Genomic DNA, 23,077 nt, shown 5'->3' on the forward strand with positions numbered 1-23,077 from the left:
TTTTTATGCCGATGTGCTGCGGCTCTGGCCGGCCAGTTCGCCGACGCGTACCAGCGCGCGCTCGAAGGCATCGCTCCAGGGGTAGCAGCACGACAGCCGCAGGCAGTGCCGGTAGCGTCCCTTGGCCGAGTAGATGGTGCCGGGCGCCACGGTGATGCGCTCGGCCAGGGCGGCGCGGAACAGTTGCTGGGTGTCGGTGGCGGAGGGTAGTTCCACCCACAACAGGCAGCCGCCCGACGGCGAGGTGGCGCGCGTACCGGCCGGGAAGTGGCTGGCCACCATGCCGCGCAGCCGTTCCATCTGGCTCATGAAATGGCGCCGCAGGCCGCGCAGGTGGTGGTCGTAGCCGCCGCTTTCCAGGTATTCCGCCACCGTTTCTTCCAATAGCCGCGGCTGGCCCAGCGTGCTGGCCACCTTGAGCCGCGTCACTTCCTTCAGATAGCGCCCCGGCGCGATCCAGCCGATACGAAACCCCGGCACCAGCGTCTTGCTGTAGCTGGAGCACAGCAGCACCCAGCCGTCGCGGTCGTAGGCCTTGACCGCGTCCGGCACCGCCTGGCCGTAGAACAGCTCGGCGTGCGGGGTGTCCTCGATCAGCGGCACCCGGTACTGGTTGACCAGTTCGGCCAAGCGCTTTTTCGCCTCGAGCGGCATGCTGCAGCCCAGCGGATTGTGCACCGTCGGCATGGCGACGATGGCGTTCAGGCGTTGTTCCGACAGCAGCAGCTCCAGCGCGTCGAGCGAGAGCCCGGTGGTGGGGTGGGTGGGAATCTCGATCGCCGACAGCCCGAGGCTCTTGAGCAGCGGAATCAGCGCGAAGTAGGTGGGCGATTCCAGCCCCACGGTGTCGCCGGGCTTGCACACCGCGCGCAGCGCCAGCGACAGCGCTTCGGAGCAGCCGTTGGTGATGAGGATGTCTTCCGCCGCCAGCACGCAGCCCCAGCTCACCACGCGCTGGGCGATCTGGCGCCGCAGCCGCGCCGAACCGGGCGGGAACGGGTAGTCGGTGGCGAGTTCTGGCTGTTGGCGGATCAACTGATTGAGGATCTGCTTGAAGCGACCGGTGGGGTAGAAGTCGCTGCCGCGCGGGCTGGCCAGCGACAGGTCGATGAAATCGGCGTGGCTCTGTGAGGCCAGGAAGGTCTCGATGTGGTCAAGCACGTCGTCGCTGGTCGGCAGCGCGGTGCTCTGGCGGCGCATGCGCGGCAGCGGCAGGTTGGCGGACTGCTTGACGTAGAAGCCCGATTGCGGCCGCGCCTCAATCACACCGCGGTCCTCCAGTGCGCGGTAGGCGGCGAGGATGGTGGACGGGCTGACCTTGTGCATGGAGCAGGCCTGGCGCACCGAGGGCAGGCGCTCGCCCGGGCGCATCACGCCGTTCTGGATCAGCGTGATCCATTCGTTGACCAGTTGCTGGTAGAGCGGCTCGTGGCTCATGGGGGCTCCGTTGGCATCAAGCGGTACAGTTGGCGGTAAAGCCGACCATAACAGTTGGTAAATGTCCAAACTGTTATGGTTGCAATGAGATTTTTCTGAATCTGTTATTGTAGCCGCCGGCTCGCTACGATGTCTCCATCGAAAAACAACGTTTTTTGCTGGAACTCGCATGAATTTCGTCCCGCTGGCGCTCTACCTGATGGTGATGACCATCACCCCCGGTCCCAACAACCTGGTGCTGGCCTCGTCCGGCGTCCGCTTCGGCTTCAGCCGCACCCTGCCGGCATTGCTCGGCATGGCGCTGGGCTTGGCCTGCCAGATCGCCATCCTGGCGGTGGCGCTGGGGCATATCAAGGAGCTGATGACCGATCTGCAGCTATGGTTGGCGCTGGCCGGCGGCGGCTATTTGCTGTGGCTGGCGTGGCAGATGGCGCGTGCCAGTCAGCCGGGTGAGGCCGGCGCGGCGGCGCGGCCGATGGGGTTCGCCGGCGGCGTGCTGTTCAACTGGCTCAACCCCAACGTCTGGCTGATGAGCGTCAACCTGGCGCTGCTGTTCCTGCCCTCCGGCATGCCACTGTGGCAGGCAGGCGGCCTGTTCGCGGCGGTCTCATTCCTGGTGGCGCTGCCGTGCATCGGGGTGTGGGCCTGGGGCGGGGTGGCGCTGGCGCGTTTCCTGCGCTCGCCGCGCCGGCTGGCCGCGTTCAACTGGCTCATGGCGAGCCTGCTGGCCGGCATGGCGCTGTGGCTGGTGGCGGACAAGCTGCCGGCGGGGGCGGTCGACATGGTGCCGTTCGTGTAAGCCTGTTCACGGCCTGTAGTATGCGACCGTAGAATGGGTGAAGCGTAGGGAACCCATCGACGATGGGTTCCGGCACCGAGTGCCTCCACCTATCCTACGTTCACTATCGAGCCCGCGTTTGCGGGCTTTTTTGCGGGCAGCGTACAATAGCACCTTCGTCTTTTCGTCAGACCCTGGCCATCATGATCCGCACCCGTTTCGCCCCCAGCCCCACCGGTTACCTGCACATCGGTGGTGTGCGCACCGCGCTGTTTTCCTGGGCGTATGCCCGCAAGAACCACGGCAGCTTCATCCTGCGTATCGAAGACACCGACCTCGAGCGCTCCACGCCGGAATCGGTGAAGGCCATCCTGGACGGCATGCACTGGATCGGCCTCGACTACGACGAAGGTCCGTTCTACCAGACCCAGCGTTTCGACCGTTACAAAGAGGTCATCCAGCAGCTCGTGGCCTCTGGCCACGCCTACTACTGCTACTGCTCCAAGGAAGAACTGGAAGCGCTGCGCGCCGAGCAGGAAGCCAAGGGCGAGAAGCCGCGCTACGACCGCCGCTGGCGCCCGGAAGAAGGCAAGACCCTGCCGACGCCGCCGGCGGGAGTACAGCCGGTGGTGCGCTTCAAGACCCCGCTGACCGGCAGCGTGGCGTGGGACGACGCGGTCAAGGGGCGCATCGAATTCCAGAACGAGGAACTGGACGATCTGATCATCGCCCGCCCGGACGGCAGCCCGACCTACAACTTCTGCGTGGTGGTGGACGACTGGGACATGAACATCACCCACGTCATCCGCGGCGACGACCACGTCAACAACACCCCGCGCCAGATCAACATCCTGCAGGCTCTGGGTGCGCCGCTACCGGTGTACGGCCACCTGCCGATGATCCTCAACGAGGACGGCCAGAAGATGTCGAAGCGCCGCGACGCGGTGAGCGTGGTCGACTACGCCGCCAAGGGCATCCTGCCGGAAGCGCTGCTCAACTATCTGGCGCGCCTGGGCTGGGGCCACGGCGACGACGAGTTCTTCACCATAGAGCAGTTCGTCGAGTGGTTCGACCTGAAGGACGTCAGCCCTTCGGCCAGCCGTTTCAACAACGAGAAGTTCCTGTGGCTCAACGCCCAGCACATCAAGGCCGCCGACAACCTGCGCCTGGCGCAGCTGATCGCACCGAAGCTGGCCGAGGCCGGCATCGACCCGTCCAGCGGCCCGTGCCTGAGCGACGTCATCGCGCTGGTCAAGGAGCGTGTGCAGGATCTCAACGCCCTGGCCGCCGAATGCGATTACTTCTACCGTAAGCGTGAGCCGGCCGCCGCCGACGTCGAGAAGCACCTGGCCGACGACAGCAAGGCGCGCATGGCGCGTTTCGCCGAGCAGCTGGCCGCGCTGCCGGAGTGGAACGCCGCAGCGATCCACCATCTGTTCAAGCCGTTCTGTGCCGCCGAAGGCATCAAGATGGGCCAGCTCGGCATGCCGCTGCGCGTGCTGGTGTGCGGCACCACCCAGACCCCGTCGGTCGACGCCGTGTTGGCGCTGATCGGCAAGGATGAGGTGCTGCGCCGCATGGGCTGAGTGCCGGCCTGAGGCGCCACGTCTTCGGCCGAAAGGCCGACAGAACAACCCCCGTCGCTCCGAGAGGAGGGCGGGGGTTTTGTATTGGCCGGGAGGTCGCCGCGCAGCTGTTCGCGTGCGGGCTTTGCTCCCGCTGCAGGACGGGGTGGTAAACAGTACAACGTGTTATCTCAGCGTCTTGTTTGGGTTTATTTGGCTGTGCCAAACGCTATAAATACTGAAAAGGAAAACCGAAAGGTCCAGGACCTGGAAGATCGGTTTTCCAGTGATGAGGGCGAGGCCGCTCGCCACCGGCGCCCGGAGTGCCCCGTTCCTGCCAATGCCACGAGTAAAGGAAACCATCATGTTCGTCACGGCGTATAAACGTTTACGGTTGCCACTGCTGGTCGGGATTGCCTTGGCCGCGTTCTCGGGGATAAGCCAGGCGGAGCATTCCTGGGGCGGCTACCATTGGGCGCGCACCGGTAACCCGTTCACGCTGAAACTGGGGGATAACCTGACCTCGCTCGATTGGAAGAACCACCTCGCGGCGAGCTCCAGCGACTGGAACAGTCCCCCTTCTGGGGCAACAACCCCGCTGTTCACTGCCATCGTTGGCGGCCTATCGACGAAGCGGACGTGTTCGATGGTCAAGGGCACCACCCAGGTCTGTAACGGCAAGTATGGTTTCAACGGCTGGCTCGGGCTGGCGTCGATCAACATCACCGGCGGTAGCCACATCACCCAGGGCGCGGCCAAGATGAACGACAGTTACTTCAATCTCTCAACGTATAACAATACCAACGAGAGACGGCACGTGATGTGCCAGGAGATCGCGCACACCTTCGGGCTCGACCATCAATCCGAAGACGGCAGTTCACAGAATTCCTGCATGGACTATTTCTCGAACACCGGCGCCAACGCCACCAACAGCGATAGCACACGGCCGAACGCGCATGACTTCGAGGAACTGAATATCATCTATGCGCACGGGGATAGCACCACCACCGTCGCCGCCTCGAGTGCCACGGCGCCATCCGCGTCCGACGTCGACATCACCGACGATCCGAATAGCTGGGGCACGCTGATGCGCCAGTCCGCCAACGGGCGCAGTTCCGTTTACGAACGCTTCAACCGGGACGGTTCCAGAACGCTGACCCACGTCTACTGGACCTTCGAGGCGGCGAGCCGTTGCCCGAGTTGCGATCATCGCTTTGAAAGTCATGACCGGAACTGAGGTGGCCAGTCAAGACCACCGTCGGGGTCGTCGATGCAAGTCAGCTCGCGGCACCGCGTGTGCATTCCCTGACGCGTTCCGCAATGGCGCGATGCCGCAGTGACACCTTGTAAGTATTTATCCGTTTGAAGATCGGTCTGCTACGCGTTGTTTCCGGTGAAATAAGGCAAGGGGGCTCGAAGATGAAGAACATGGCGGACATGTTGCTGCGGCCACTGCTGTTGATGGCGGTGCTGGCTGGGCTGACGGCATGCGCTACTCAACAAAAGCCGTATGCGACGGAAGTCATCGTCAGAACGGCAGAAAACTTCCACACGCATGACGATATCGTCCACTTCATGGAGGTGGCCGCCAGCAGCAAGGTGGCCGTGATCAATCTGAACGTCAAGAACGATGAAGATGGAGCCATCATCCCCTCCGGCTACGTGTTCTACGACAGCAAGATCGCCCCCAGGGCAGCCGGCTACCATGGCTTTGACGTGCTGCAGGACGTCATCGACGAGGCGCACAAACGGAATATTCAGGTACGGGCATGGATTCCGCAGTTTCACGACAAGGCCGCCATCGAGATAAACGGCGCCTGGCAGATGAAGTCGCTGGTGAACGGCGACGTCGTGCCGTTCCAGGGGGCGGGCAGTCTGGAGTATTTCGTCAACCCGTTGCATCCGGAGGTGCAGGCGTACCAGCGCTCGATCATCCGGGAGATCGTCAGCCGTTACAATGTCGACGGTGTCGTCCTCGATTGGCTGCGGTTTGACGATTTCAACATGGATATGGGTGATCTCACGCGCGAGGCTTACCGGCAGCGCTTCGGCGTCGATCCGGTATCGATCGATCTGACAACCGACAACGAAGAACGGAGGCAATGGGGCGAGTGGCGGACCGATCAAATCGGCGACTACGTCAAGGCGGTGCGCGACGACATCAAGCAGATCAAGCCGGGCATTTCCCTGGGCGTCTATATCCTGCCGCCGGAATTCAGCGAAGTCGGGCAAGACGTGGCCAAGTTCAAGGATTACCTCGATTTCGTGTCCCCGATGGCGTATTTCCGCGACTGGGGGTTCGAGTCACGCTGGGTGTACAACGACAGCGGAATCCTGTCGCAAACCCGGCGCAAAGCGCGGGACACCGCGATCGTTCCTGCTTTCGATGTCCATTGGACGGACGCGCAATATCGCGAAATCTATCGTGGCATGCGCGATCTCCATCCCGGGACAGAGAGCGTGGCGTTCTTCTTGTACGGGAAGTGGGACGACGAGGCCATGGGCAAGGTCAGGCTATTGGGGGAGTGGTGAAGCGTGATGGTTGCTGATATCGGCTTTCCGCCCGAAACAGGAGGGGCTTTCTTCTGCCCCATGCTCCCCCGAGCGTTGTCTTGGACGTGCCCATGCGTGCTGACTATAGTGGGAAAATGCCAGGAGCCTCACTCGGCAGCTTGAGCGAAGGTGTGTCCTGGCTTCCCGCTGTTTTCCCCGGCTATCTGTCAGGAGACCGAAACATGAAAGGCAACAAGGCGGTTATCGAGGCGCTCAACAAGCAATTGGCCGGTGAGCTGACGGCGCGCGACCAGTATTTCATCCACTCCCGCATGTACCACGATTGGGGGCTGGAGCATCTGTTCGAGCGGCTGAACCATGAGATGGAGGAGGAAACCGGCCACGCCGCCGGCTTGATCAGCCGCATCCTGTTCCTGGAGGGTACGCCCGGCATGAGCCCCGGCAAGCTCAACATCGGCAAGGATGTCGAGTCCATGCTGGCCAACGACCTCAAACTGGAGTACGACACCGTCGCCTTGTTGCGTTCGGCGATCGCCGTGTGCGAGAAGGAGGGCGATTACGTCAGCCGCGAACTGCTGGAGGGGATGCTGGACGACACCGAGGAAGACCACGCCCATTGGCTGGAACAGCAGTTGGGCCTGATCAAGCTGATGGGGCTGCAGAACTACATCCAGTCGCAGACCTGAGCCGGCGGGGCAGACTGCGTCATTCCCGCGCCGGCTGTCGCCTGGGGGTGTCACCCGTTCCGCCCACGAGCATCGCTGCACGAAATTCCCGTTGCCTTCGGCCGGTATCGGCCGGAGCGTGCCTTGTCGCGCGGTCGCACAGCGAAACCGCGTTGTCAGAATGTTGTCATCAAACTGTGGAACACTGCCGGGCGGATTTCCCGCAACCGTTTGAGGACAATGTCTGTGAGCAAGCATGGTGTTCTGGCCGCGGCGCTTGCCGCCGCGCTGGCGGCCCCGGCGATGGCCGCCCCGAAAGGTATCTTCCCCACCCTCGACGGCAAGGCGCCGCTGGTGATCGCTCACCGTGGCGCGTCCGGCTATCTGCCGGACCACACGCTGGAGGGGTACGCCAAGGCGATCGAACTGGGGGCCGATTACATCGAGCCGGATCTGGTGATGACCAAGGATGGCGTGTTGATCGCCCGTCACGAGCCGAACCTGAAAGACACCACCGATGTGTCCAAACATCCGGAGTTCGCCAGCCGCAAGCGCAAGATGAAGGTGGATGGTGTCGAGGAGGAGGGCTGGTTCGCCTCCGACTTCACGCTGGCCGAGATCAAGACCCTGCGCGCTGTGCAGCCGCGCGCCGACCGCAGCAAGGCCTTTGACGGACAGTTCCAGATCCCGACCTTCGACGAGGTGCTGGCGTTGCGCGAGAAGAAGTCGAAGGAAGTGGGCCGCGAGATCGGCGTCTATCCGGAAACCAAGCACCCGACCTATCACCAGCAACTGGGGCTGGCGCTGGAGAAGCCGCTGGTTACGTTGCTGGCCAAGTACCGGCTGAACCGCAAGAACGCGCCGGTGTTCATCCAGTCGTTCGAGGCGGCCAACCTCAAGACGCTGCGCAAGCTGACACCGAACAAGCTGGTGTACCTGCTCGACGCCAACGATGTGCGCCCGGACGGCAGCATCGACGCCAACCGGCCGTATGACTTCGTGGTCTCGGGCGACCAGCGCACCTACGCCGACATGCTGACGCCGGCCGGCCTGAAGGAGATCAAGACCTTCGCCGACGGCATCGGCCCGTGGAAGCCGTACCTGATCAGCTGGCAGGCGATGGTCGATCCGAAAACCGGCAAGGCGGCCGACGTGGACGGCGACAAGCAGGTAGACCAGCGTGACATGACGCTGCTGGAACCGTCCAGTGTGATCCGCGACGCGCACAAGCTGGGCCTGTTGGTGCACGCCTACACTTTCCGCAACGAGGCCAGGCTGCTGGCGGCCAACTACCAGGGCAATCCGGGCGAGGAATACCGCACCTACTTTGCCGCCGGCCTCGACGGCGTGTTCTCCGACTTCACCGACACTGCCGTTGCGGCGCGTGCACAGATGCAGGCTCGTTGAGCGGCCTGATGTGAGGCTGGCCTCGGCCACAGGGGCCACTGGCCCCGAGCCCGACGACCCCCGCCACTTCGCAAGGAGGGCGGGGGTTTTGTTCGTTCAACGGGATGGCGAGCCGGGCATCAAGGTTTGACCATCACCTTGATGCTGCTGCTCATCGCCTCGCCGTACGATTGGTGCGCGCCGTTGGCGAACTGCAGCGTCAGCGTGTGCTCGCCCGGCGGCAGCGTCAGCTCGGTTTCGGTCTGTCCCTTGCCGAAATGGCGATGGCTGTCGTCGGTCGGCACCACTTCGCCCTGGGGAGTGGCGGAGCCGTCGATGATCAGGTGATGGTGGCCTGTGTCGGGCTTCGTGTCGCCGGCCGGGGCGATCGCCATGCCTTCCAGGCCGAAGCGAACCTTGAACGGGCTCTTTACCGTGGCGCCGTCTTGCGGCTCGACGAAATAGACGCGCCCGGCGGCTTGCGCCGCCCCGGCAGCGAGCAGCGCGCCCAGGCATAGGGCCGAGAGGATGTTCTTCATCACGGTGGGTTTGCTCCAGCAAGGGTGGAGCTTCGTTTTATGCAATTTCGTTGCGGCTATCAACGTCGTTGTACCTGATTTTGCCGGGGCGCCGTCCGAGAGAACGGTGCCGCAGGAGGGGGAACTCTGCCGATGGCGGTGTTTCGACAGGGGCCCCGAGAGGGCAGGCGGCTTGGATACCGGGAACCGTGCTACGGCCCTCGGCATCACCCGGCATGTGAAGCGGACTGGACATCATGACGCCGGCACGGCAGGCTGAGCATTTTGCTTTTTTCGATGCCATCATGCTGACCCGCCAAGACCTCCCCGCACTCACCGCCGGTTTCGTGACCGTGCTGGTGGGTTACACCAGTTCCGCCGCCATCGTGTTCCAGGCTGCCCGCAGCGCCGGCGCCAACCCCGCCGAGATCAGCTCCTGGCTGATGGCGCTGGGGCTGGCGATGGGGCTGACCTGCATCGGCCTGTCGCTGCGCTATAAGGTGCCGGTGGTGACGGCGTGGTCGACGCCGGGGGCGGCACTGTTGATCACCAGCCTGTCCGGGGTGAGCCTGCCGCAGGCGATCGGCGCCTTCGTGTTCTCGGCCGGGCTGATCACGCTGTCCGGTGTTACCGGCCTGTTCGAGCGCGCCATCAGCCGCATTCCGCTGCCGATGGCGGCGGCGATGCTGGCCGGCATCCTGGTCAAGTTCGGCATGAACGTGTTCGGCGCGATGCAGGCCAATCTGGTGCTGGTGCTGCCGATGTTCGTCGCCTACCTGATGCTCAAACGCCTATTACCGCGCTACGCCGTGGTGCTGGTGCTGCTGCTGGGCGGGCTGATCGCGGCGGGGCAGGGCGGGCTGCATTTGGACGGGCTGGCGCTGGAACTGGCGACGCCGCTGTGGACCACGCCGCAGTTCGCGCCCGGCGTGCTGCTCGGCGTCGGGCTGCCGCTGTTCGTGGTGACCATGGCCTCGCAGAACGTGCCGGGCGTGGCGGTGCTGCACTCGGCGGGCTACCGTCCGCCGATCTCGGCGCTGATGACCGGCACCGGTCTGGTCAACCTGCTGTTGGCGCCGTTCGGCTGCTTCGCCGTCAACCTGGCGGCGATCACCGCCGCGCTGTGCATGAGCCGCGAGGCGCACGAGGACCCGGCGCGGCGCTACCTCGCCAGCGTGGCGGCCGGCAGCTTCTACCTGCTGCTCGGCGTGTTCGGCGCCACCGTCGGCGCCTTGTTCGCGGCCTTTCCCCAGGAGCTGGTGCTGGCCATCGCCGGGCTGGCGCTGTTCGGCACCATCGCCGGCGGCTTGACCACGGCGATGAGGGACGACGCCGAGCGCGAACCGGCGCTGATCACCTTTCTGATCACCGCCTCGGGGGTGACGCTGTTCGGCGTCGGTTCGGCGTTCTGGGGCTTGGTGGGCGGCACGCTGGCGCTGGTGGTGCTGAACGCCCGGCGCGGCTAGCGGTTGGGGGCTTCGGTCGGGTGGAAGGGGCAGGGCTTGCTATAGTTTCAGGGTCAGCGGGCGAACGAGAGGGCATGCTCGCCCGACCGGCATCGCATCCCCGTCAGCAGCAGCAGGAGGCCACCATGTACCCGACCCTACGCGACGTCATCCTCGACAAGGCGCTGGAACTGGGCGAGGCCAAGGGCTGGGAGGCGGTGCGGCTCTACGACGTGGCCACGGCGCTGGGCATCACCCTCGACGAGCTGCGTCAGTGTTACCGCCAGAAGGATGAGCTGGCCGAGGCCTGGCTCGACCGTGCCGACGCCGCCATGCTCCGGACGGGGGCCGATCCTGCCATCGCCGCTTTGCCGGTGCCGCAGCGCCTGACCGGACTCCTGATGGCCTGGCTCGGTTCCCTTGCCCGGCACAAGGCCGTCACCGTCGGCATGCTGGGCTACAAGGCCGAGTTCGGCCATATCCATCTGCAGGCCGCCGCCCTGCTGCGCGTGAGCCGCACCGTGCAATGGCTGCGCGAAGCGGCGCAGCTGGAGGCGAGCGGGCCGGCACGCATCGTCGAGGAGGTGGGACTGAGCAGCCTGTTCCTGGCAACGTGCGGCTACTGGTTGCTGGATCGCAGCGCCGATCAGGCCGATACTCGTGCCTTCCTTGAGCGTCAGCTGGCCTGCGCCGATCGCTTGGGCTGCTGGCGCTGATGGACACCGTCAGCCACGCCTTGCTGGGTGCGGTGCTGGGCGGGGCGGTGACGCGCCAGGCCGAGCGCCGCGTCGCGATGATGGTGGGGGCGCTGGCGGCGGCGTTTCCCGACGTCGACTTCGCACTGTTGCCGCTCGATCCCTATCGTTTCCATACCGAATGGCATCGCGGGCCCACCCATTCGCTGGTGTTGCTGCCGCTGTGGGCGGCGTTGCTGGCCTGGCTGCTACGCCGCCGCAGCGGGCTGCCGTTCCCCCGCCTCGCCGCGCTGTGCGCGCTGGCGCTGGCGTCGCACATCGGCTCGGACTGGATCACCGCCTACGGCATCCAGTTGTTCTATCCCTTGTCCCGCTACCGTGCCGGTGCGAGCCTGATTTTCGTGATCGACCCATGGTTCAGCGCTATCGTCGGCCTCGGCGCGCTGTTGGCGTGGTATTGGCGTACCGCCGCCTGGCTGGCGCTTGCCGGGCTGGCGGGCTACCTCGGCTGGCTGGCACAGCTCAAGGGCGAGGTGCTGGCGCAGGGGCGGGCAGTGTTGCGGGTGCAGGGGTTGGCCGACGCGCAGCTGGCGGCCTATCCCCAGCCGCTGTCGCCGCGCCATTGGTTGCTGATCGCGCAGCGCGGCGACCGCTACCACCTCGCCCGCGTGAGGCTGGACACCCGGGCCGGCGGCGTGCTGTGGCCGGGGCTGAGCGAGGCTTACCGCCCACTCGGTCAATGGCGCTGGCAGAGTCTGCCGCGCTTCGGCTCGGCCGAGGCGTACATGCTGTGGCAGCTCCCGCAGCTGGAACCGTTCCGCCGCTTCGCCGCCCATCCCTATGTGTACCGTCGCGACGCGGACGGCGCCTGCTACTGGTACAGCGACCTGGTGTTCACGCTGCCGGGGCAGACCCCGCCGTTCCGCTATGGCGTGTGCCGTGATGGTCGGGAGAGCTGGCGCCTGGCCGGGCTGAGGATGGGCAGTGTGAACGAACGTTACTGGGTGGAGTGAGCGGGGACTATAGTGCTTGCAAGATGGCTGGTGGAGGCCGGCCGTGACATCGGCTAAGGCGCGGGGAGGGAGCACGTGATCGAGCTGAAAACGATCCGGCACAATTCGCCGGAGTACCTGGTTGCCATCGCCTTGCGCGACGCCATCCTGCGCCGGCCGCTGGGGCTGAGTTTCAGTGCCGAGCAGTTGCAGGCGGAGTTCGACTCGCATCACCTTGGCTGTTATGTCGACGGGCAGCTGGTCGCCTGCCTGTTGCTGAAACCGATCAACGCCAGTCGGGTGCAAATGCGGCAAGTCGCCGTGGTCGGGGAGAGCCAGGGGCAGGGCCTTGGCCGCCGTTTGGTGGCGTACTCGGAAGAAGTCGCCCGCCAGCATGGCTTCCGGGAAATGTGGCTGCACGCGCGGGAGAGCGCCGTCCCGTTTTATGAGCGGCTCGGTTACCGCAAGGTGGGTGAGCGCTTCATCGAGGTGACGATTCCGCATTGGGAGATGATCAAGGCCTTGTGATGGGCGTGACGGTGGGCTCGGTGTGCAGAGAGAATGGACTGCGCATGGCCTTCGCCCATCCAAGTACCTGCCGGGTCGAGGAGCAAGCATGGAACTGAATCGAGGCCTACTGAACGAGGCGGCCGCCAGCGGGCTGATCAGCGAGCAGCAGGCGGAGCGGCTGTGGCAGTTCTTCCGCGAGCGCGGCCATGACACGCCGAGCTTCCGCGCCACGCACATCCTGTATTACTTCGGAGGCCTGATCGCCATCGGCGCCATGAGCCTGTTCATGACCCTGGGCTGGGAGCGCTTCGGCGGCTGGGGGCTGCTGCTGATCACGCTGGCCTACGCCGCGGCCGGCATCGGGCTGACGGAACACCTGTTGCGGCGCCGCCATCTGGCGATTCCGGCCGGCATCACCGCTACCTTCGTCGTTGTGCTCACTCCGCTCGCCGTCTACGGCCTGCAGCAGGGGATGGGCTGGTGGGCCGGCGATCGAACCTACCGCGATTATCACGTCTTCATCGACTGGCGCTGGATGATGATGGAACTGGCCACGCTCGCCGCCGGCGCCGTCGCTTTGTGGCGCTACCAGCTGCCCTTCCTGGTGATGCCGATCGCCGTCACGCTGTGGTATCTGAGCATGGACCTGACGCCGTTTCTGTCCGGCGATCTCGATGCGGACTGGGAGCTGCGCAAGCTGGTGTCGCTGTATTTCGGCCTGGTGGTACTGCTGCTGGCGTTCTGGGTTGACATCCGTAGCCGGCGCGATCGGGATTTCGCCTTCTGGCTCTACCTGTTCGGCATGCTGGCGTTCTGGTGCGGGTTGTCGTTGATGCGCTCGGACAGCGAGCTGAACAAGTTTTTCTACCTGTGCATCAACCTGGCGCTGATCGTAATCGGCGCAGTGCTATCGCGCCGGGTGTTTGTGGTGTTCGGCGGGTTGGGCACGGCCGGTTACCTCGGCCATCTGGCCTACGACGTGTTCAAGGACAGCATGCTGTTCCCGTTCGTGCTGACGCTGCTCGGCTTGGGCGTGATCTACCTCGGCATCGTCTGGCAGCGTCACGAGACGGCGATCAGCCAGCGGCTGCGCCAGCCGTTGCCGCTGCCGTTGCGCGAGTTGATCGAGCGGCGGCATTAAGGCGGCGGTGCGGGGCTCGCCGTGAGCGGAGCGGGGTGAGCGGACGACGGCTTCGGCCAAGGTTGGATGGAGGGAGTCGGCCCCGGCAGTGTCCGGGGCCTTTGCTATATTTTCAGGGCGCACGCGCGCCGCCCGACCTGTTGCGGTTCTGGTTCCCCTGTCGTGCGTCATCCACCGGCCACCGCGCCGGTTTCCCAAAAGAACACGCAAGGAAAAAGAACCATGAGTGCCAATGCCATCTTCTTCGGCTGGAACCGCTCGCTGCCGGGGCGCGAGCGCCTGAGCGCCGAGCATTTCCAGGAGTTCGTGCAGTACCTCGCCGGCCTGCAGCAAGGCGGCAGCATCACCAGCTTCGAGCCGGTGTTCCTCGAGCCGCACGGCGGCGACCTGAACGGCTTCTTCCTGATCCGTGGCGAGCCGGCCAAGCTCGATGCGGTGCTGGCCAGCGACGAGTGGGTGACGCACATGACCCGCGCCATGCTGCACCTGGAGGGGTCCGGTGCGGTGCGCGGGCTGATGGGCGACCTGGTCCAGCAGCGCATGGCCTTGTGGACCGGGTTGCTGCCGTCGTCCTGAGGTAAGGCCGCTCAGCCCCCCGCCAGCTGCGTCGCCAGTTCGCCCACCCGCGCCAGCGCCGTAAGGTAGCGCTCGTCCAGCGGCTGGCAGCACGATAGCCGCAAGGCATTGCGGTAGCGCCCGCTGGGTGAGTAGAGCGGGCCGGGGGAGATGCTGATGCGCTCGGTGATGGCGGCGTGGAACAGCGCCACCGTGTCGCACTGCTCCGGCAGTTCCACCCACAGCAGGAAGCCGCCGGAGGGGCGGGTGGCGCGGGTGCCGGCGGGAAAGTGGTCGGCGATCAGCGATCGCACCTTGTCGACGTGGACGGCGTAGCGGCGTTTGAGCGCGCGCAGGTGGTGGTCGTAGCCACCCGATTCCAGGAACAGCCCCAAGGTCTCGCTCAGCACCAGCGGCTCGGCGATCGAGGTGGCGAATTTCAGCTTGCGGATGGACTCGGTGAAGCGGCCGCCCTCCAGCCAGCCGACGCGGAAATCGGGCGCCAGCGTCTTGGTGTAGCTGGCGCAGACGATCACCCAGCCGTCGCGGTCGAAGGCCTTCACCGCCGGCTGCAGCGAGTCCGCGAACTGCAGTTCGGCGTACAGCGCGTCCTCGATCAGCGGCACGCGGTACCGGTTCACCAGCGCCGCCAGCCGTTTCTTGTTTTCCAGCGACATGGTGCAGCCCAGCGGATTGTGCACGTTGGGCATGGCGATGAGGGCGTTGAGGCGGCCCTCGGCCAGCAGCAGTTCCAGCGCGTCGAGCGACAGCCCCTGCTGCGGGTCGGTGGGGATCTCCACCGCCTTCAGCCCGAGGCTGGCGAACAGCGGCAGCAGGTTGAAGTAGGTCGGCGATTCGATACCGACGGTGTCGCCGTGGCGGGTGACGGCACGTAACGCCAGTTGCAGCGCCTCCATGCAGCCGTGGGTGAGGATGATGTCGTCCGGCTGCAGCGCCATGCCCAGCTCCAGCCCGCGCCGGGCGATCTGGGTGCGCAGCCGTTCCGAGCCGGGCGGCAGCGCGTAGGTGCTGACCAGGCCGGGGTTCTTGCGCAGCAATTGGCCCATCAGCCGCGCCAGCTTGGCGCCGGGGTAGAACTCGCCGCCGCGTGGGCAGGCCAGCGCCATGTCGATATAGCCGGGCGTCTGCTGCGCCTTGAGCGAGGCGCCGATCAGGTCGAGCACCGCGCCGTCGGTGCCGCGCGCCGGGCCGGCGGCCTGAGCGGTGCGGCGCGCCGGCAGCGGCAGGCGCGAGCGCACGTAGTAGCCCGATTGCGGCCGCGCTTCGATCAGACCCCGATCTTCCAGCACGCGGTAGGCCGCCACCACGGTGTTGAGGCTGAGGCGGCGGCTCTCGGCGGTGCGCCGCACCGACGGCAGGCGCGAGCCGGGCGGCAGCGTGCCGCGGCTGATCGCCAGCGACAGGTCTTCCGCCAGTTGCTGGTACAGGGTGAGAGTGGCCGAAGCGAGCGTTTCCATGGCGGGGCAGGGGCGTAGACGGTGACAGTGTCCATGATAGGCGAAGGTGACAATGCTACGGAAGTGGAAACTGTCACCATGACAATTTGCCATTGTTGAGGCTGTATCGTCTTGTGGGTGCTGGGTAGCATGGTGTATCCACCCATCGCTGAAGGAGCACTGTCATGCCCGAGCTGCCCTTGCTGACCTATTTCGCCGTGATGTCGATCACCCCCGGCCCCAACAACCTGATGCTGGCCGCTTCCGGCGTCAACTTCGGCTTCCGCCGCACCGTGCCGCACATGCTCGGCATCAGCCTGGGCGTGGCGCTGCAGCTGTTCATCACCGCCGCCTTGCTGGCCTACGTCCTGAATGGTCTGAGCGCGCTGCGTCTGCCGCTCGGCGTGGCCGGCTGTCTCTACCTGCTGTGGCTGTCGTGGGGCATTCTGCGCGCCGGCCGCCCCGAGGCCGATAGCGAGGCCCGGCCGCTGGGTTTCTTCGGCGCCGCGCTGTTCCAGTGGCTCAACCCCAAGGCCTGGGTGATGGTGATCAACACCTCCATCCTGTTCGCCCCCGAGGCCGGTCAGGTGCTGTGGACGGCGGCGCTGTTGAGCCTGGCCTGCGCGCTGGTGAACCTGCCCTGCATCGGGGTGTGGGCCTGGACCGGCGACCGGCTGCGCCGCTGGCTGGACGGCGAGCGGGCGCGCCGGCTGTTCAACACCGTCATGGCCGTGCTGATGGCCGGCACGGCGTTGTGGCTGCTGGCCGACGAAATCCGCCACGCCGGCGTGCTGTGAACGATGTCCGTTTTTGGCAGGGTGTTGTCCGTGGGCGGCCTCGTGGCAAGGCGGGGCGCCCGCTAAGCTGAGGGCTGTTTCCCACTGGAGATCAAGCCCATGAGCAAGCCGAAGACCGCCCTGCTGGTGATCGACGTCCAGCAATCCTTCCTGCACCGTCCGTACTGGGACGACACCGAACTGCCGGCGTTCCGCCATCACCTGCAGGCGTTGATCGCCGGCGCCGAGGCGCGCGGCGTGCCGGTGGTCAACATCCTGCACGAGGACGGCGACGGCCCATTCTCCGCCGCCTCCGGGCTGGTCAAGCCGCTCGACTGGCTGAGCCACACGCCCGCCGCTACCTTCGTCAAGCACGTGCATAACGCCATCATCGGCTCCGGCCTGCAGGAGTGGCTGGACGAGCGCGGTATCACCCGGCTGGTGGTCAGCGGCATCCGCACCGAGCAGTGCTGCGAAACCACCACCCGCGTGGCGTCCGATCTCGGCTACGAGGTGGATTTCGTCACCGACGCCACGTTGACCTTCGCCATGACGCACCCGGTCAGCGGCCGCACCTACAGCCCCGCCGAGATCCGCGAGAAGACCGAGCTGGTGCTCTCTGGCCGCTTCGCCCGCATCGCCAGCGTCGACGACGCGCTGGCGGCGATGTGAGCTTGTCCACCCCGATACGGAGCCGACATCATGCTGGAACTCAGACCGAGTTGTGAACACTGCAATACTCCGCTGCCGCCCGATTCGGTGGAGGCGCGCATCTGCAGCTTCGAATGCACCTTCTGCGCCCACTGTGTCGACGAGGTGCTGGGCAATGTCTGCCCGAACTGCGGTGGCGGCTTCGCGCCCCGGCCGATCCGACCGGCACGCGACTGGCGGCGCGGCAACCATCTCGGCAACTACCCGGCGGGCGAGCGGGTGGTCTACCGTCCGGTCGCTGTGGCGGCGCACGCGGAATTCGCCGCCTCGATCCGCACGCTGCCGCCCGAGCAGCGCTAGAGGGAGGATGAAGCCATGGCAGAGAACGTGTTCAAGCCAACCCCTTATCAACCCCGTCCGCTCGCCGTACGCGGCGTGCTGGCGGCGCCGGGCGGCTGGCGTCTCAAGCTGTACGACATCGCTTACGATGCCCTGCCGCTCGATGAGGCCCGCTTTGCCGCCGGCGTGGATGGCGCTCTGGCCGGGTTGCCGCAGCCGGCGTCGACGGCGCAGCGCCCCGGCGTCGGTGCGCTGATCCGTCACGCCGGGCGCGGTATGGCCTATCTGGTGTTAGTCTATTGGGATAACGAGAACGAGTGCCTGGTCCGGGTCTGGGTGCGCGACGAGAACGGCTGGCGTGCAGCATGCGGCGAGTCGTTCTGCGTGTGGGACCTTGCAGGTGATCTGGCACGAACGCGAGGCCTGTGTGCGCCATCTGCTGGCCGACGCGCCGGACGTGGACGGGTATCTCGCCGATACTCTGTGATCAATCGACTGGAGGCGACATGCCGTTGACCGACATCGCCCAGGCGCTGGCCATCGTGCTGGTGTGGGGCGTCAATTTCGTGGTGATCAAGTGGGGCGTGGCCGATGTGCCGCCGCTGCTCCTGGGCGCGCTGCGCTTCACCCTGGCCGCGCTGCCGGCGGTGCTGTTCGTGCGCCGTCCGTCCGTGCCGTGGCGCTGGCTGGCGGTCTACGCGCTGACCGTCGGCGTCGGTCAGTTCGGCCTGCTGTTCTCCGCCATCAAGCTCGGCATGCCGGCCGGCCTCGCCTCCGTCGTCCTGCAGGCGCAAGCCTTCTTCACGCTGCTCTTGGCCTCGCTGGTGCTGGGCGAGCGCTGGAAGGCGGCGCAACTGGTGGGCCTGTTGTGCGCGCTGGCGGGGCTGGCGCTGATCGGCATCGGCAAGGGCGGCAGCATGAGCGCGATCGGCTTCGCGCTGACGGTGGCGGCGGCGCTGAGTTGGGCCGCCTCCAACGTGGTGGTGCGGCTGATCGGCCGCGCCGGCTATCGCGTCGAGCCGCTCGGCCTGGTGGTGTGGTCGAGCCTGGTCCCGCCCGTGCCGTTCCTGCTGCTGTCGTACTGGCTGGAGGGCGGCGAGCGCATCGCCGACGCGCTCGGCCATTTCTCGCTGTCGTCCTTGCTGGCGGTGGCCTATCTCGCCTTCGTCGCCACGCTGTTCGGCTACGGCCTGTGGAGCCGGCTGCTGGCGCGCCACGCCGCCAACAAGGTGGCGCCGTTCTCGCTGCTGGTGCCGGTGGTGGGGCTGATCGCCGCCAGCCTGCTGTTGGGCGAGCGGCTGAGCGTCTGGCAGGCGGCCGGTAGCCTGCTGCTCCTGGGCGGGCTGGCGGTCAACGTGCTGGGCGAGCGCCTGCGCCAGTTCTGGCGCCAGAAGGAGGCGGCCCGTGCGTGAGGTCTGTTTCGTATTGACGCCAGGCTTTCTGCTGCTCGACCTGGCCGGGCCGGCCGAGGCGTTCCGCATCGCCAACCAGTTCGGTGCCGAATTCACCCTGCGCCACCTTGGTATTGGCGACAGCGTGACCTCCTCGCTCGGCCTGCCGCTGGGCGGTATCGAGCCGCTGCCCGAGACCCTGGCCGACGGCACGCTGCTGGTGATTCCCGGCGTGACCGGCTCGGCCGAGGTGTACGACTGCGACGAGGCGCGCCGGATCGCGCGCTGGCTCGCCAGCCATGTCGACCCGCGCCGCCACCTGCTGGCGACGGTCTGCTCCGGCGCCCTGCTGGCGGCGCGTGCCGGCCTGCTCGCCGGGCGTGACTGCACCACCCACCACGTCCATCTCGAGCACCTGCGCCAGTTCGACCCGAGCGCCAAGGTGCGCGAGAACCGCGTGTTCGTCGAGGACGGCGCGGTGTTCAGCAGCGCCGGGGTGACCGCCGGCATCGACCTCGCGCTGCACCTGATCGCCCGGCTCGCCACCCCGGCGCTGGCGCGCGACGTGGCGCGCCACATGGTGGTGTACTTCCGCCGCTCGCCGCAGGACCCGGAACTATCGCCCTGGCTCAGCCACCGCAACCACCTGCATCCGGCCGTGCATCGCGCGCAGGACCTGATCGCCGGCGAGCCGGAGCAACCTTGGAGCGTGGACGCGCTGGCCGAGGCGGTGCATGTCAGCCCGCGCCATCTGGCGCGATTGTTCCGTCAGCATGCCGGGGTGTCGGTGCACGACTACCAGCAGCAGATCCGCCTCGCCCGGGCGCGGCAGTGGCTTGCCGCCGGCCTGTCGCGCGAGAAGGCGGCACTGTCGGCCGGCTTCTCGTCGGCGCGGCAGCTGGGGCGGGCCGAACGGCAATGCACACCGTAAACTCCCACGCCGGCTCAAGTTTTCGGGGCAATGGCCGATAAGCGGGTTGACGCTCTATGACATTGGTTCATACCATCCTGTCAGAACAACCCTCGGTAATCGCCATGAAACCTGCCCTGATGCTCCGTCTCTCCGTGTTGACCCTGGCGCTCGGCCTGAGCGCCTGCGCCGCCCCGCGCCAGCCCGCCGCTGCCGCCAGCACCGAGCCGATGAGTGGTACCGGCTACGTCGGGGCCGGCATCGAGCCGGAAGCGCCCAAGGTGGTGGTCAAGGAAGTGAACCCGTATCAGCCGATCACCATCCGCGTCACCGGTGTCGGCGCCGCGCCGATCACCAACACCCTGAGCCCGTCGCAGCGCAAGCTCCTGGGGCTGCGCGCCGCCAAGCTCGACGCTTTCCGCGCCGTCGCCGAAGAGGTGCAGGGCATGAAGCTGGTCGGCAATAGCGCGGTGTCCAACATGCTGGCCACCAACGATGCCTTCCGCACCTACGTCGATGCCTACTTGCGCGGCGTGAAGATCCTGTCCAACACCATGGCGCCGGACGGCACCACCGAGGCGGTGGCCGAGATCGTGCTCGACCACGACTTCTACCGCGAATACAAGAAGGCGCTGGAGCGCAGCGGCAGCGTGATGAAGGCGGCGCAGGAAAGCGCGGTGGACGGCGTGGCCTGCACCGACGGCAACTGCGGCGCCAGCCGTTACGACAGCAACTACTATGTAGCCCAGTGATGAAGCATCTGCCTTGTCTTCGTTGCATTGCCGCCCTCGTGGCGGCATTTGTTTTGCCGCTGGCGCCGGCTGGAGCGGCCAAGCTGCTCGGCACCGGCATCGCCACGCTCGACCACGGCGTACCGGCGGCACGCGAGCTGGCCATCCAGGATGCTATCCGTCAGGCCGCGCTGGCACAGGGCGCCAGCCTGCAATCGACCGAGTATGCCGCTAACGGCCAGCTCAACGACAGTACGCGGCTCTCCGCCGCACCGCTGTCCGGCAAGGTGACGGTACGGCGCGAGTACCAGCGCGACGGGCTGTACTACGTCGAGGTGGAAGTCGACACCGGCGACGTGCGAGCAGGCGGTCAGCAGTGCATTCAAGCGGGCGGGAGGGAGCTGCGGCGGCGCGTGGTGGCGACCTATTTCAACGTCGAACGCCCGGCCGACGCCTCGGACATGCCGGAGCTGGCCACGCAGCTGCCGGTCGAGCTGGCGCGCCGCCTGTCTGCCGGCGGCCGCTTCCTGGCCAGCGAGGCCGGCCGGGTCTCGGTGCTGGCTGACCCCAAACTGGCCGAGCCGCAGGCCGGGGCCGAGATGGTGCGCGAGATCGGACGGCGCGAAGGCGTGCAGTTCGTGATCGGCGGGCGGGTGCTGGATACCGCTCCAGCCGCCAGCGGCCTGCGCGCCTCGCTGTTCGATGGCGACCACGGCGGCGAGCAGGGCGTGTTCTACAATGGGCCGTTCTCGGGCCTCCTGGGTGGCGCGGTGCGCTACCGCCCGACCGTGCGCCAGTTCGACGTCGAGGTCTGGGTCTACGATGCCCTGACCGGCGGTCTGCTCGTCAATCATCGCCTGAGCACCAGCGGCACCGGCCAGGTGGCGCCGCCGGCACCGCGGCCGTTCGGTTCGGCGGCGTTCTGGCGCAGCGATTACGGCCGTGCCGTGGACCAGTTGCTCGACCGCGCGGTACAGCAGACCGCCGACACCCTGGCCTGCATCCCGTTCACGGCGCGCGTGGCTCGGGTCGAGGGCGGCAAGCGGGTCTACCTCGACGCCGGCGGCCTGGCCGGCCTCGCGGTGGGTGACCGGCTGCTGATTTACAAGCCGCAGCCGGCTGCCCCGTTGCGCGGTGCCGGCACGGCCGGCGAGCTGGGCATCGCCGAAGCCCTGTCCGGCACCGTGGTGCTGACCCAGGTGCAGCCGGGGCTGTCGATCGGCGTGGTACAGAACGCGCGGCTTGGCGTGGAAGAGGGCGACTACCTGCGCTTCCTGCCGCCGCGCTAAAAAGCGAGTTTTGGTGGGAGAGGGTGCCGCACCGCTATCCCAGGCCATTTCGCCCGGCGGCGTTCCGTCGACCGGCCTGTTCGATGAAACCGGCGCAGTTTTTATGCCCAAACGTTGTCTTGGATCAAGCTTGATACACGCTGAGTTGATAATCATTCCTAGCACGTATATAGTACACAGCTGATAGCGATTCTCACTCATACTTGACTTGGATAGGAGCTCGATCTTGAAGAAGCAGCTGATGTTTGCCGCGGTACTGGCGGCGTTTGCCGGTTCGGCCATGGCGGAAGAAATCGTGGTCTACAGCGCACGTGCCGAACAACTGGTCAAGCCGCTGATCGAGGCCTACAAGAAGGAAACCGGCGTCGACGTCAAGCTGGTGTCCGACAAGGAAGGCCCGCTGATGGAGCGCATGCGCGCCGAAGGCAGCAACAGCCCGGCCGACATCCTGCTGACCGTGGACGCGGGCAACCTGTGGCAAGCGTCCAACATGGGCCTGCTCAAGCCGGTCAAGTCCAAGGTGCTGCAAGCCAACGTGCCGGCCCACCTGCGCGATCCGAAGAACGAATGGTTCGGCTTGTCGATCCGCGCCCGCACCATCTTCTACAACACCCAGAAAGTGAAGCCGGCTCAGCTGTCTAGCTATGAAGACCTGGCCGATCCGAAGTGGAAGGGCAAGCTGTGCCTGCGCACTTCCAAGAAGGTTTATAACCAGTCGCTGGTGGCGATGATGCTGAGCGAACATGGTCCGGCGAAGACCGAGAAGATCGTGCGCGGCTGGGTCGACAACCTGGCGGCCGACGTGTTCCCGGACGACACCAAGATGCTGGAGGCGATCGGCGCCGGCCAGTGTGAGGTGGGCCTCGCCAACACCTACTACTACGGCCGCCTGATGGAGAAGAGCCCGAACCTGCCGATCGGCATCTTCTGGGCCAACCAGAAGGGCAAGGGCACCCACGTGAACGTCTCCGGCGCCGGCGTGGCCAAGTATGCCAAGAACGAGCAGGGCGCGATCAAGTTCATCGAATGGCTGTCGTCCGACAAGGCACAGAACCTGTTCGCCGACGTCAACATGGAATTCCCGGTCAACCCGAAGGTGAAGCCGGACCCGAAAGTGGCGGCCTGGGGCAGCTTCAAGCAGAACCTGATCAACGTCTCCAACGCCGGCGCCAAGCAGGCCGAGGCGGTGATGCTGATGGACCGGGTCGGCTACAAGTAAGCTTCCGGCGGCAGTCGGATTGGGAAAAAACCGGTGGAGGTTTCTCCGCCGGTTTTTTGCCTTTGACGCGGCGCTTTGCACTCGCGGGTATCCTGCGCGGGCCTTTCGCCGCA

The 23,077-nt window shown here is 66.1% G+C and carries 24 protein-coding genes; 21 read left to right on the top strand and 3 right to left on the bottom strand.

All coding sequences use genetic code 11. The annotated features are described in order from the left end of the window. Window positions 1–3 precede the first annotated feature (3 nt). A complete protein-coding gene (locus PSEMAI1_RS0105075; protein ID WP_024301819.1) occupies window positions 4–1,437 on the bottom strand; it encodes a PLP-dependent aminotransferase family protein in 1,434 nt (477 codons plus the stop codon). A 169-nt stretch (window positions 1,438–1,606) separates the two neighbouring features. On the opposite strand from PSEMAI1_RS0105075, the gene PSEMAI1_RS0105080 reads away from it, so the two are divergent. From PSEMAI1_RS0105080 to PSEMAI1_RS0105110, 6 genes are all read left to right on the top strand, one after another. Next, window positions 1,607–2,236 carry a LysE family translocator gene (locus PSEMAI1_RS0105080; RefSeq protein WP_024301820.1) on the top strand — a complete coding sequence of 210 codons (630 nt, stop codon included), beginning with the start codon at window positions 1,607–1,609 and terminating at the stop codon, window positions 2,234–2,236. Between the two features lie 179 nt (window positions 2,237–2,415). Continuing rightward, window positions 2,416–3,801, top strand: a complete 1,386-nt coding sequence (gene gltX, locus PSEMAI1_RS0105085; RefSeq protein ID WP_024301821.1) for a glutamate--tRNA ligase — start codon at window positions 2,416–2,418, stop codon at window positions 3,799–3,801. A 343-nt stretch (window positions 3,802–4,144) separates the two neighbouring features. Then, window positions 4,145–5,017 carry a hypothetical protein gene (locus tag PSEMAI1_RS0105095; RefSeq protein ID WP_024301823.1) on the top strand — a complete coding sequence of 291 codons (873 nt, stop codon included), beginning with the start codon at window positions 4,145–4,147 and terminating at the stop codon, window positions 5,015–5,017. Between the two features lie 182 nt (window positions 5,018–5,199). Then, the gene (locus tag PSEMAI1_RS0105100; protein WP_024301824.1) at window positions 5,200–6,312 is read left to right on the top strand and encodes a glycoside hydrolase family 10 protein; all 1,113 of its coding nucleotides are present in this window, start codon (window positions 5,200–5,202) and stop codon (window positions 6,310–6,312) included. 203 nt (window positions 6,313–6,515) lie between these two features. Then, on the top strand, window positions 6,516–6,980 hold the full coding sequence (gene bfr / locus PSEMAI1_RS0105105) for a bacterioferritin (protein ID WP_024301825.1): 465 nt from the start codon (window positions 6,516–6,518) through the stop codon (window positions 6,978–6,980). Between the two features lie 225 nt (window positions 6,981–7,205). Further along, entirely contained in the window at window positions 7,206–8,366 is a 1,161-nt protein-coding gene (locus PSEMAI1_RS0105110) for a glycerophosphodiester phosphodiesterase (protein WP_198019580.1), read from the top strand. 119 nt (window positions 8,367–8,485) lie between these two features. Here the strand turns inward: PSEMAI1_RS0105110 and PSEMAI1_RS0105115 are convergent, their stop codons facing one another. Continuing rightward, complete coding sequence (locus tag PSEMAI1_RS0105115; RefSeq protein WP_024301827.1) at window positions 8,486–8,884, bottom strand: DUF4399 domain-containing protein; 399 nt, start codon at window positions 8,882–8,884, stop codon at window positions 8,486–8,488. Window positions 8,885–9,168: 284 nt separating this feature from the next. On the opposite strand from PSEMAI1_RS0105115, the gene PSEMAI1_RS0105125 reads away from it, so the two are divergent. From PSEMAI1_RS0105125 to PSEMAI1_RS0105150, 6 genes are all read left to right on the top strand, one after another. Beyond that, window positions 9,169–10,329, top strand: a complete 1,161-nt coding sequence (locus tag PSEMAI1_RS0105125; RefSeq protein ID WP_024301829.1) for a benzoate/H(+) symporter BenE family transporter — start codon at window positions 9,169–9,171, stop codon at window positions 10,327–10,329. A gap of 125 nt (window positions 10,330–10,454) precedes the next feature. Further along, window positions 10,455–11,024 (top strand): hypothetical protein, encoded by a 570-nt coding sequence (locus tag PSEMAI1_RS0105130; protein WP_036986200.1) that lies wholly within the window; start codon window positions 10,455–10,457, stop codon window positions 11,022–11,024. After that, entirely contained in the window at window positions 11,024–12,016 is a 993-nt protein-coding gene (locus PSEMAI1_RS0105135) for a metal-dependent hydrolase (RefSeq protein WP_024301831.1), read from the top strand. Before PSEMAI1_RS0105130 ends, PSEMAI1_RS0105135 begins: the two co-directional genes overlap by 1 nt. 75 nt (window positions 12,017–12,091) lie before the next feature. Continuing rightward, the gene (locus PSEMAI1_RS0105140) at window positions 12,092–12,523 is read left to right on the top strand and encodes a GNAT family N-acetyltransferase (RefSeq protein ID WP_036986201.1); all 432 of its coding nucleotides are present in this window, start codon (window positions 12,092–12,094) and stop codon (window positions 12,521–12,523) included. 88 nt (window positions 12,524–12,611) lie between these two features. Then, window positions 12,612–13,646: a hypothetical protein gene (locus PSEMAI1_RS0105145; RefSeq protein ID WP_024301833.1), complete on the top strand. Its 1,035-nt coding sequence runs from the start codon at window positions 12,612–12,614 to the stop codon at window positions 13,644–13,646. A 222-nt stretch (window positions 13,647–13,868) separates the two neighbouring features. Beyond that, window positions 13,869–14,222: a hypothetical protein gene (locus PSEMAI1_RS0105150; protein WP_024301834.1), complete on the top strand. Its 354-nt coding sequence runs from the start codon at window positions 13,869–13,871 to the stop codon at window positions 14,220–14,222. Between the two features lie 11 nt (window positions 14,223–14,233). On the opposite strand, the gene PSEMAI1_RS0105155 is transcribed toward PSEMAI1_RS0105150, so the two are convergent. Continuing rightward, entirely contained in the window at window positions 14,234–15,679 is a 1,446-nt protein-coding gene (locus PSEMAI1_RS0105155; protein WP_024301835.1) for a PLP-dependent aminotransferase family protein, read from the bottom strand. Window positions 15,680–15,843: 164 nt separating this feature from the next. On the opposite strand from PSEMAI1_RS0105155, the gene PSEMAI1_RS0105160 reads away from it, so the two are divergent. The 9 genes from PSEMAI1_RS0105160 to PSEMAI1_RS0105200 all read left to right on the top strand — a co-directional run bounded on the left by PSEMAI1_RS0105160 (window position 15,844) and on the right by PSEMAI1_RS0105200 (window position 22,964). Then, complete coding sequence (locus PSEMAI1_RS0105160; RefSeq protein WP_024301836.1) at window positions 15,844–16,455, top strand: LysE family translocator; 612 nt, start codon at window positions 15,844–15,846, stop codon at window positions 16,453–16,455. A gap of 99 nt (window positions 16,456–16,554) precedes the next feature. Next, window positions 16,555–17,106: an isochorismatase family protein gene (locus PSEMAI1_RS0105165; RefSeq protein ID WP_024301837.1), complete on the top strand. Its 552-nt coding sequence runs from the start codon at window positions 16,555–16,557 to the stop codon at window positions 17,104–17,106. Window positions 17,107–17,136: 30 nt separating this feature from the next. Beyond that, window positions 17,137–17,445 carry a DUF1272 domain-containing protein gene (locus PSEMAI1_RS0105170; RefSeq protein WP_024301838.1) on the top strand — a complete coding sequence of 103 codons (309 nt, stop codon included), beginning with the start codon at window positions 17,137–17,139 and terminating at the stop codon, window positions 17,443–17,445. Window positions 17,446–17,460: 15 nt separating this feature from the next. Next, window positions 17,461–17,940 carry an isochorismatase gene (locus PSEMAI1_RS20475; RefSeq protein WP_232219838.1) on the top strand — a complete coding sequence of 160 codons (480 nt, stop codon included), beginning with the start codon at window positions 17,461–17,463 and terminating at the stop codon, window positions 17,938–17,940. After that, the gene (locus tag PSEMAI1_RS0105180) at window positions 17,931–18,836 is read left to right on the top strand and encodes an EamA family transporter (protein ID WP_024301839.1); all 906 of its coding nucleotides are present in this window, start codon (window positions 17,931–17,933) and stop codon (window positions 18,834–18,836) included. Before PSEMAI1_RS20475 ends, PSEMAI1_RS0105180 begins: the two co-directional genes overlap by 10 nt. Continuing rightward, window positions 18,829–19,746 (top strand): GlxA family transcriptional regulator, encoded by a 918-nt coding sequence (locus tag PSEMAI1_RS0105185; protein ID WP_024301840.1) that lies wholly within the window; start codon window positions 18,829–18,831, stop codon window positions 19,744–19,746. Before PSEMAI1_RS0105180 ends, PSEMAI1_RS0105185 begins: the two co-directional genes overlap by 8 nt. A 104-nt stretch (window positions 19,747–19,850) precedes the next feature. Beyond that, window positions 19,851–20,477, top strand: a complete 627-nt coding sequence (locus PSEMAI1_RS0105190; protein WP_024301841.1) for an LPP20 family lipoprotein — start codon at window positions 19,851–19,853, stop codon at window positions 20,475–20,477. Continuing rightward, window positions 20,477–21,745: a flagellar assembly protein T N-terminal domain-containing protein gene (locus PSEMAI1_RS0105195; RefSeq protein ID WP_024301842.1), complete on the top strand. Its 1,269-nt coding sequence runs from the start codon at window positions 20,477–20,479 to the stop codon at window positions 21,743–21,745. The genes PSEMAI1_RS0105190 and PSEMAI1_RS0105195 overlap by 1 nt, the downstream gene beginning before the upstream one ends. 226 nt (window positions 21,746–21,971) lie before the next feature. Continuing rightward, on the top strand, window positions 21,972–22,964 hold the full coding sequence (locus PSEMAI1_RS0105200; protein ID WP_036986203.1) for an extracellular solute-binding protein: 993 nt from the start codon (window positions 21,972–21,974) through the stop codon (window positions 22,962–22,964). Window positions 22,965–23,077 lie beyond the last annotated feature (113 nt).

It is taken from the genome of Pseudogulbenkiania sp. MAI-1 (assembly GCF_000527175.1).
In the GTDB taxonomy this organism is placed as follows: Bacteria; Pseudomonadota; Gammaproteobacteria; order Burkholderiales; family Chromobacteriaceae; genus Pseudogulbenkiania.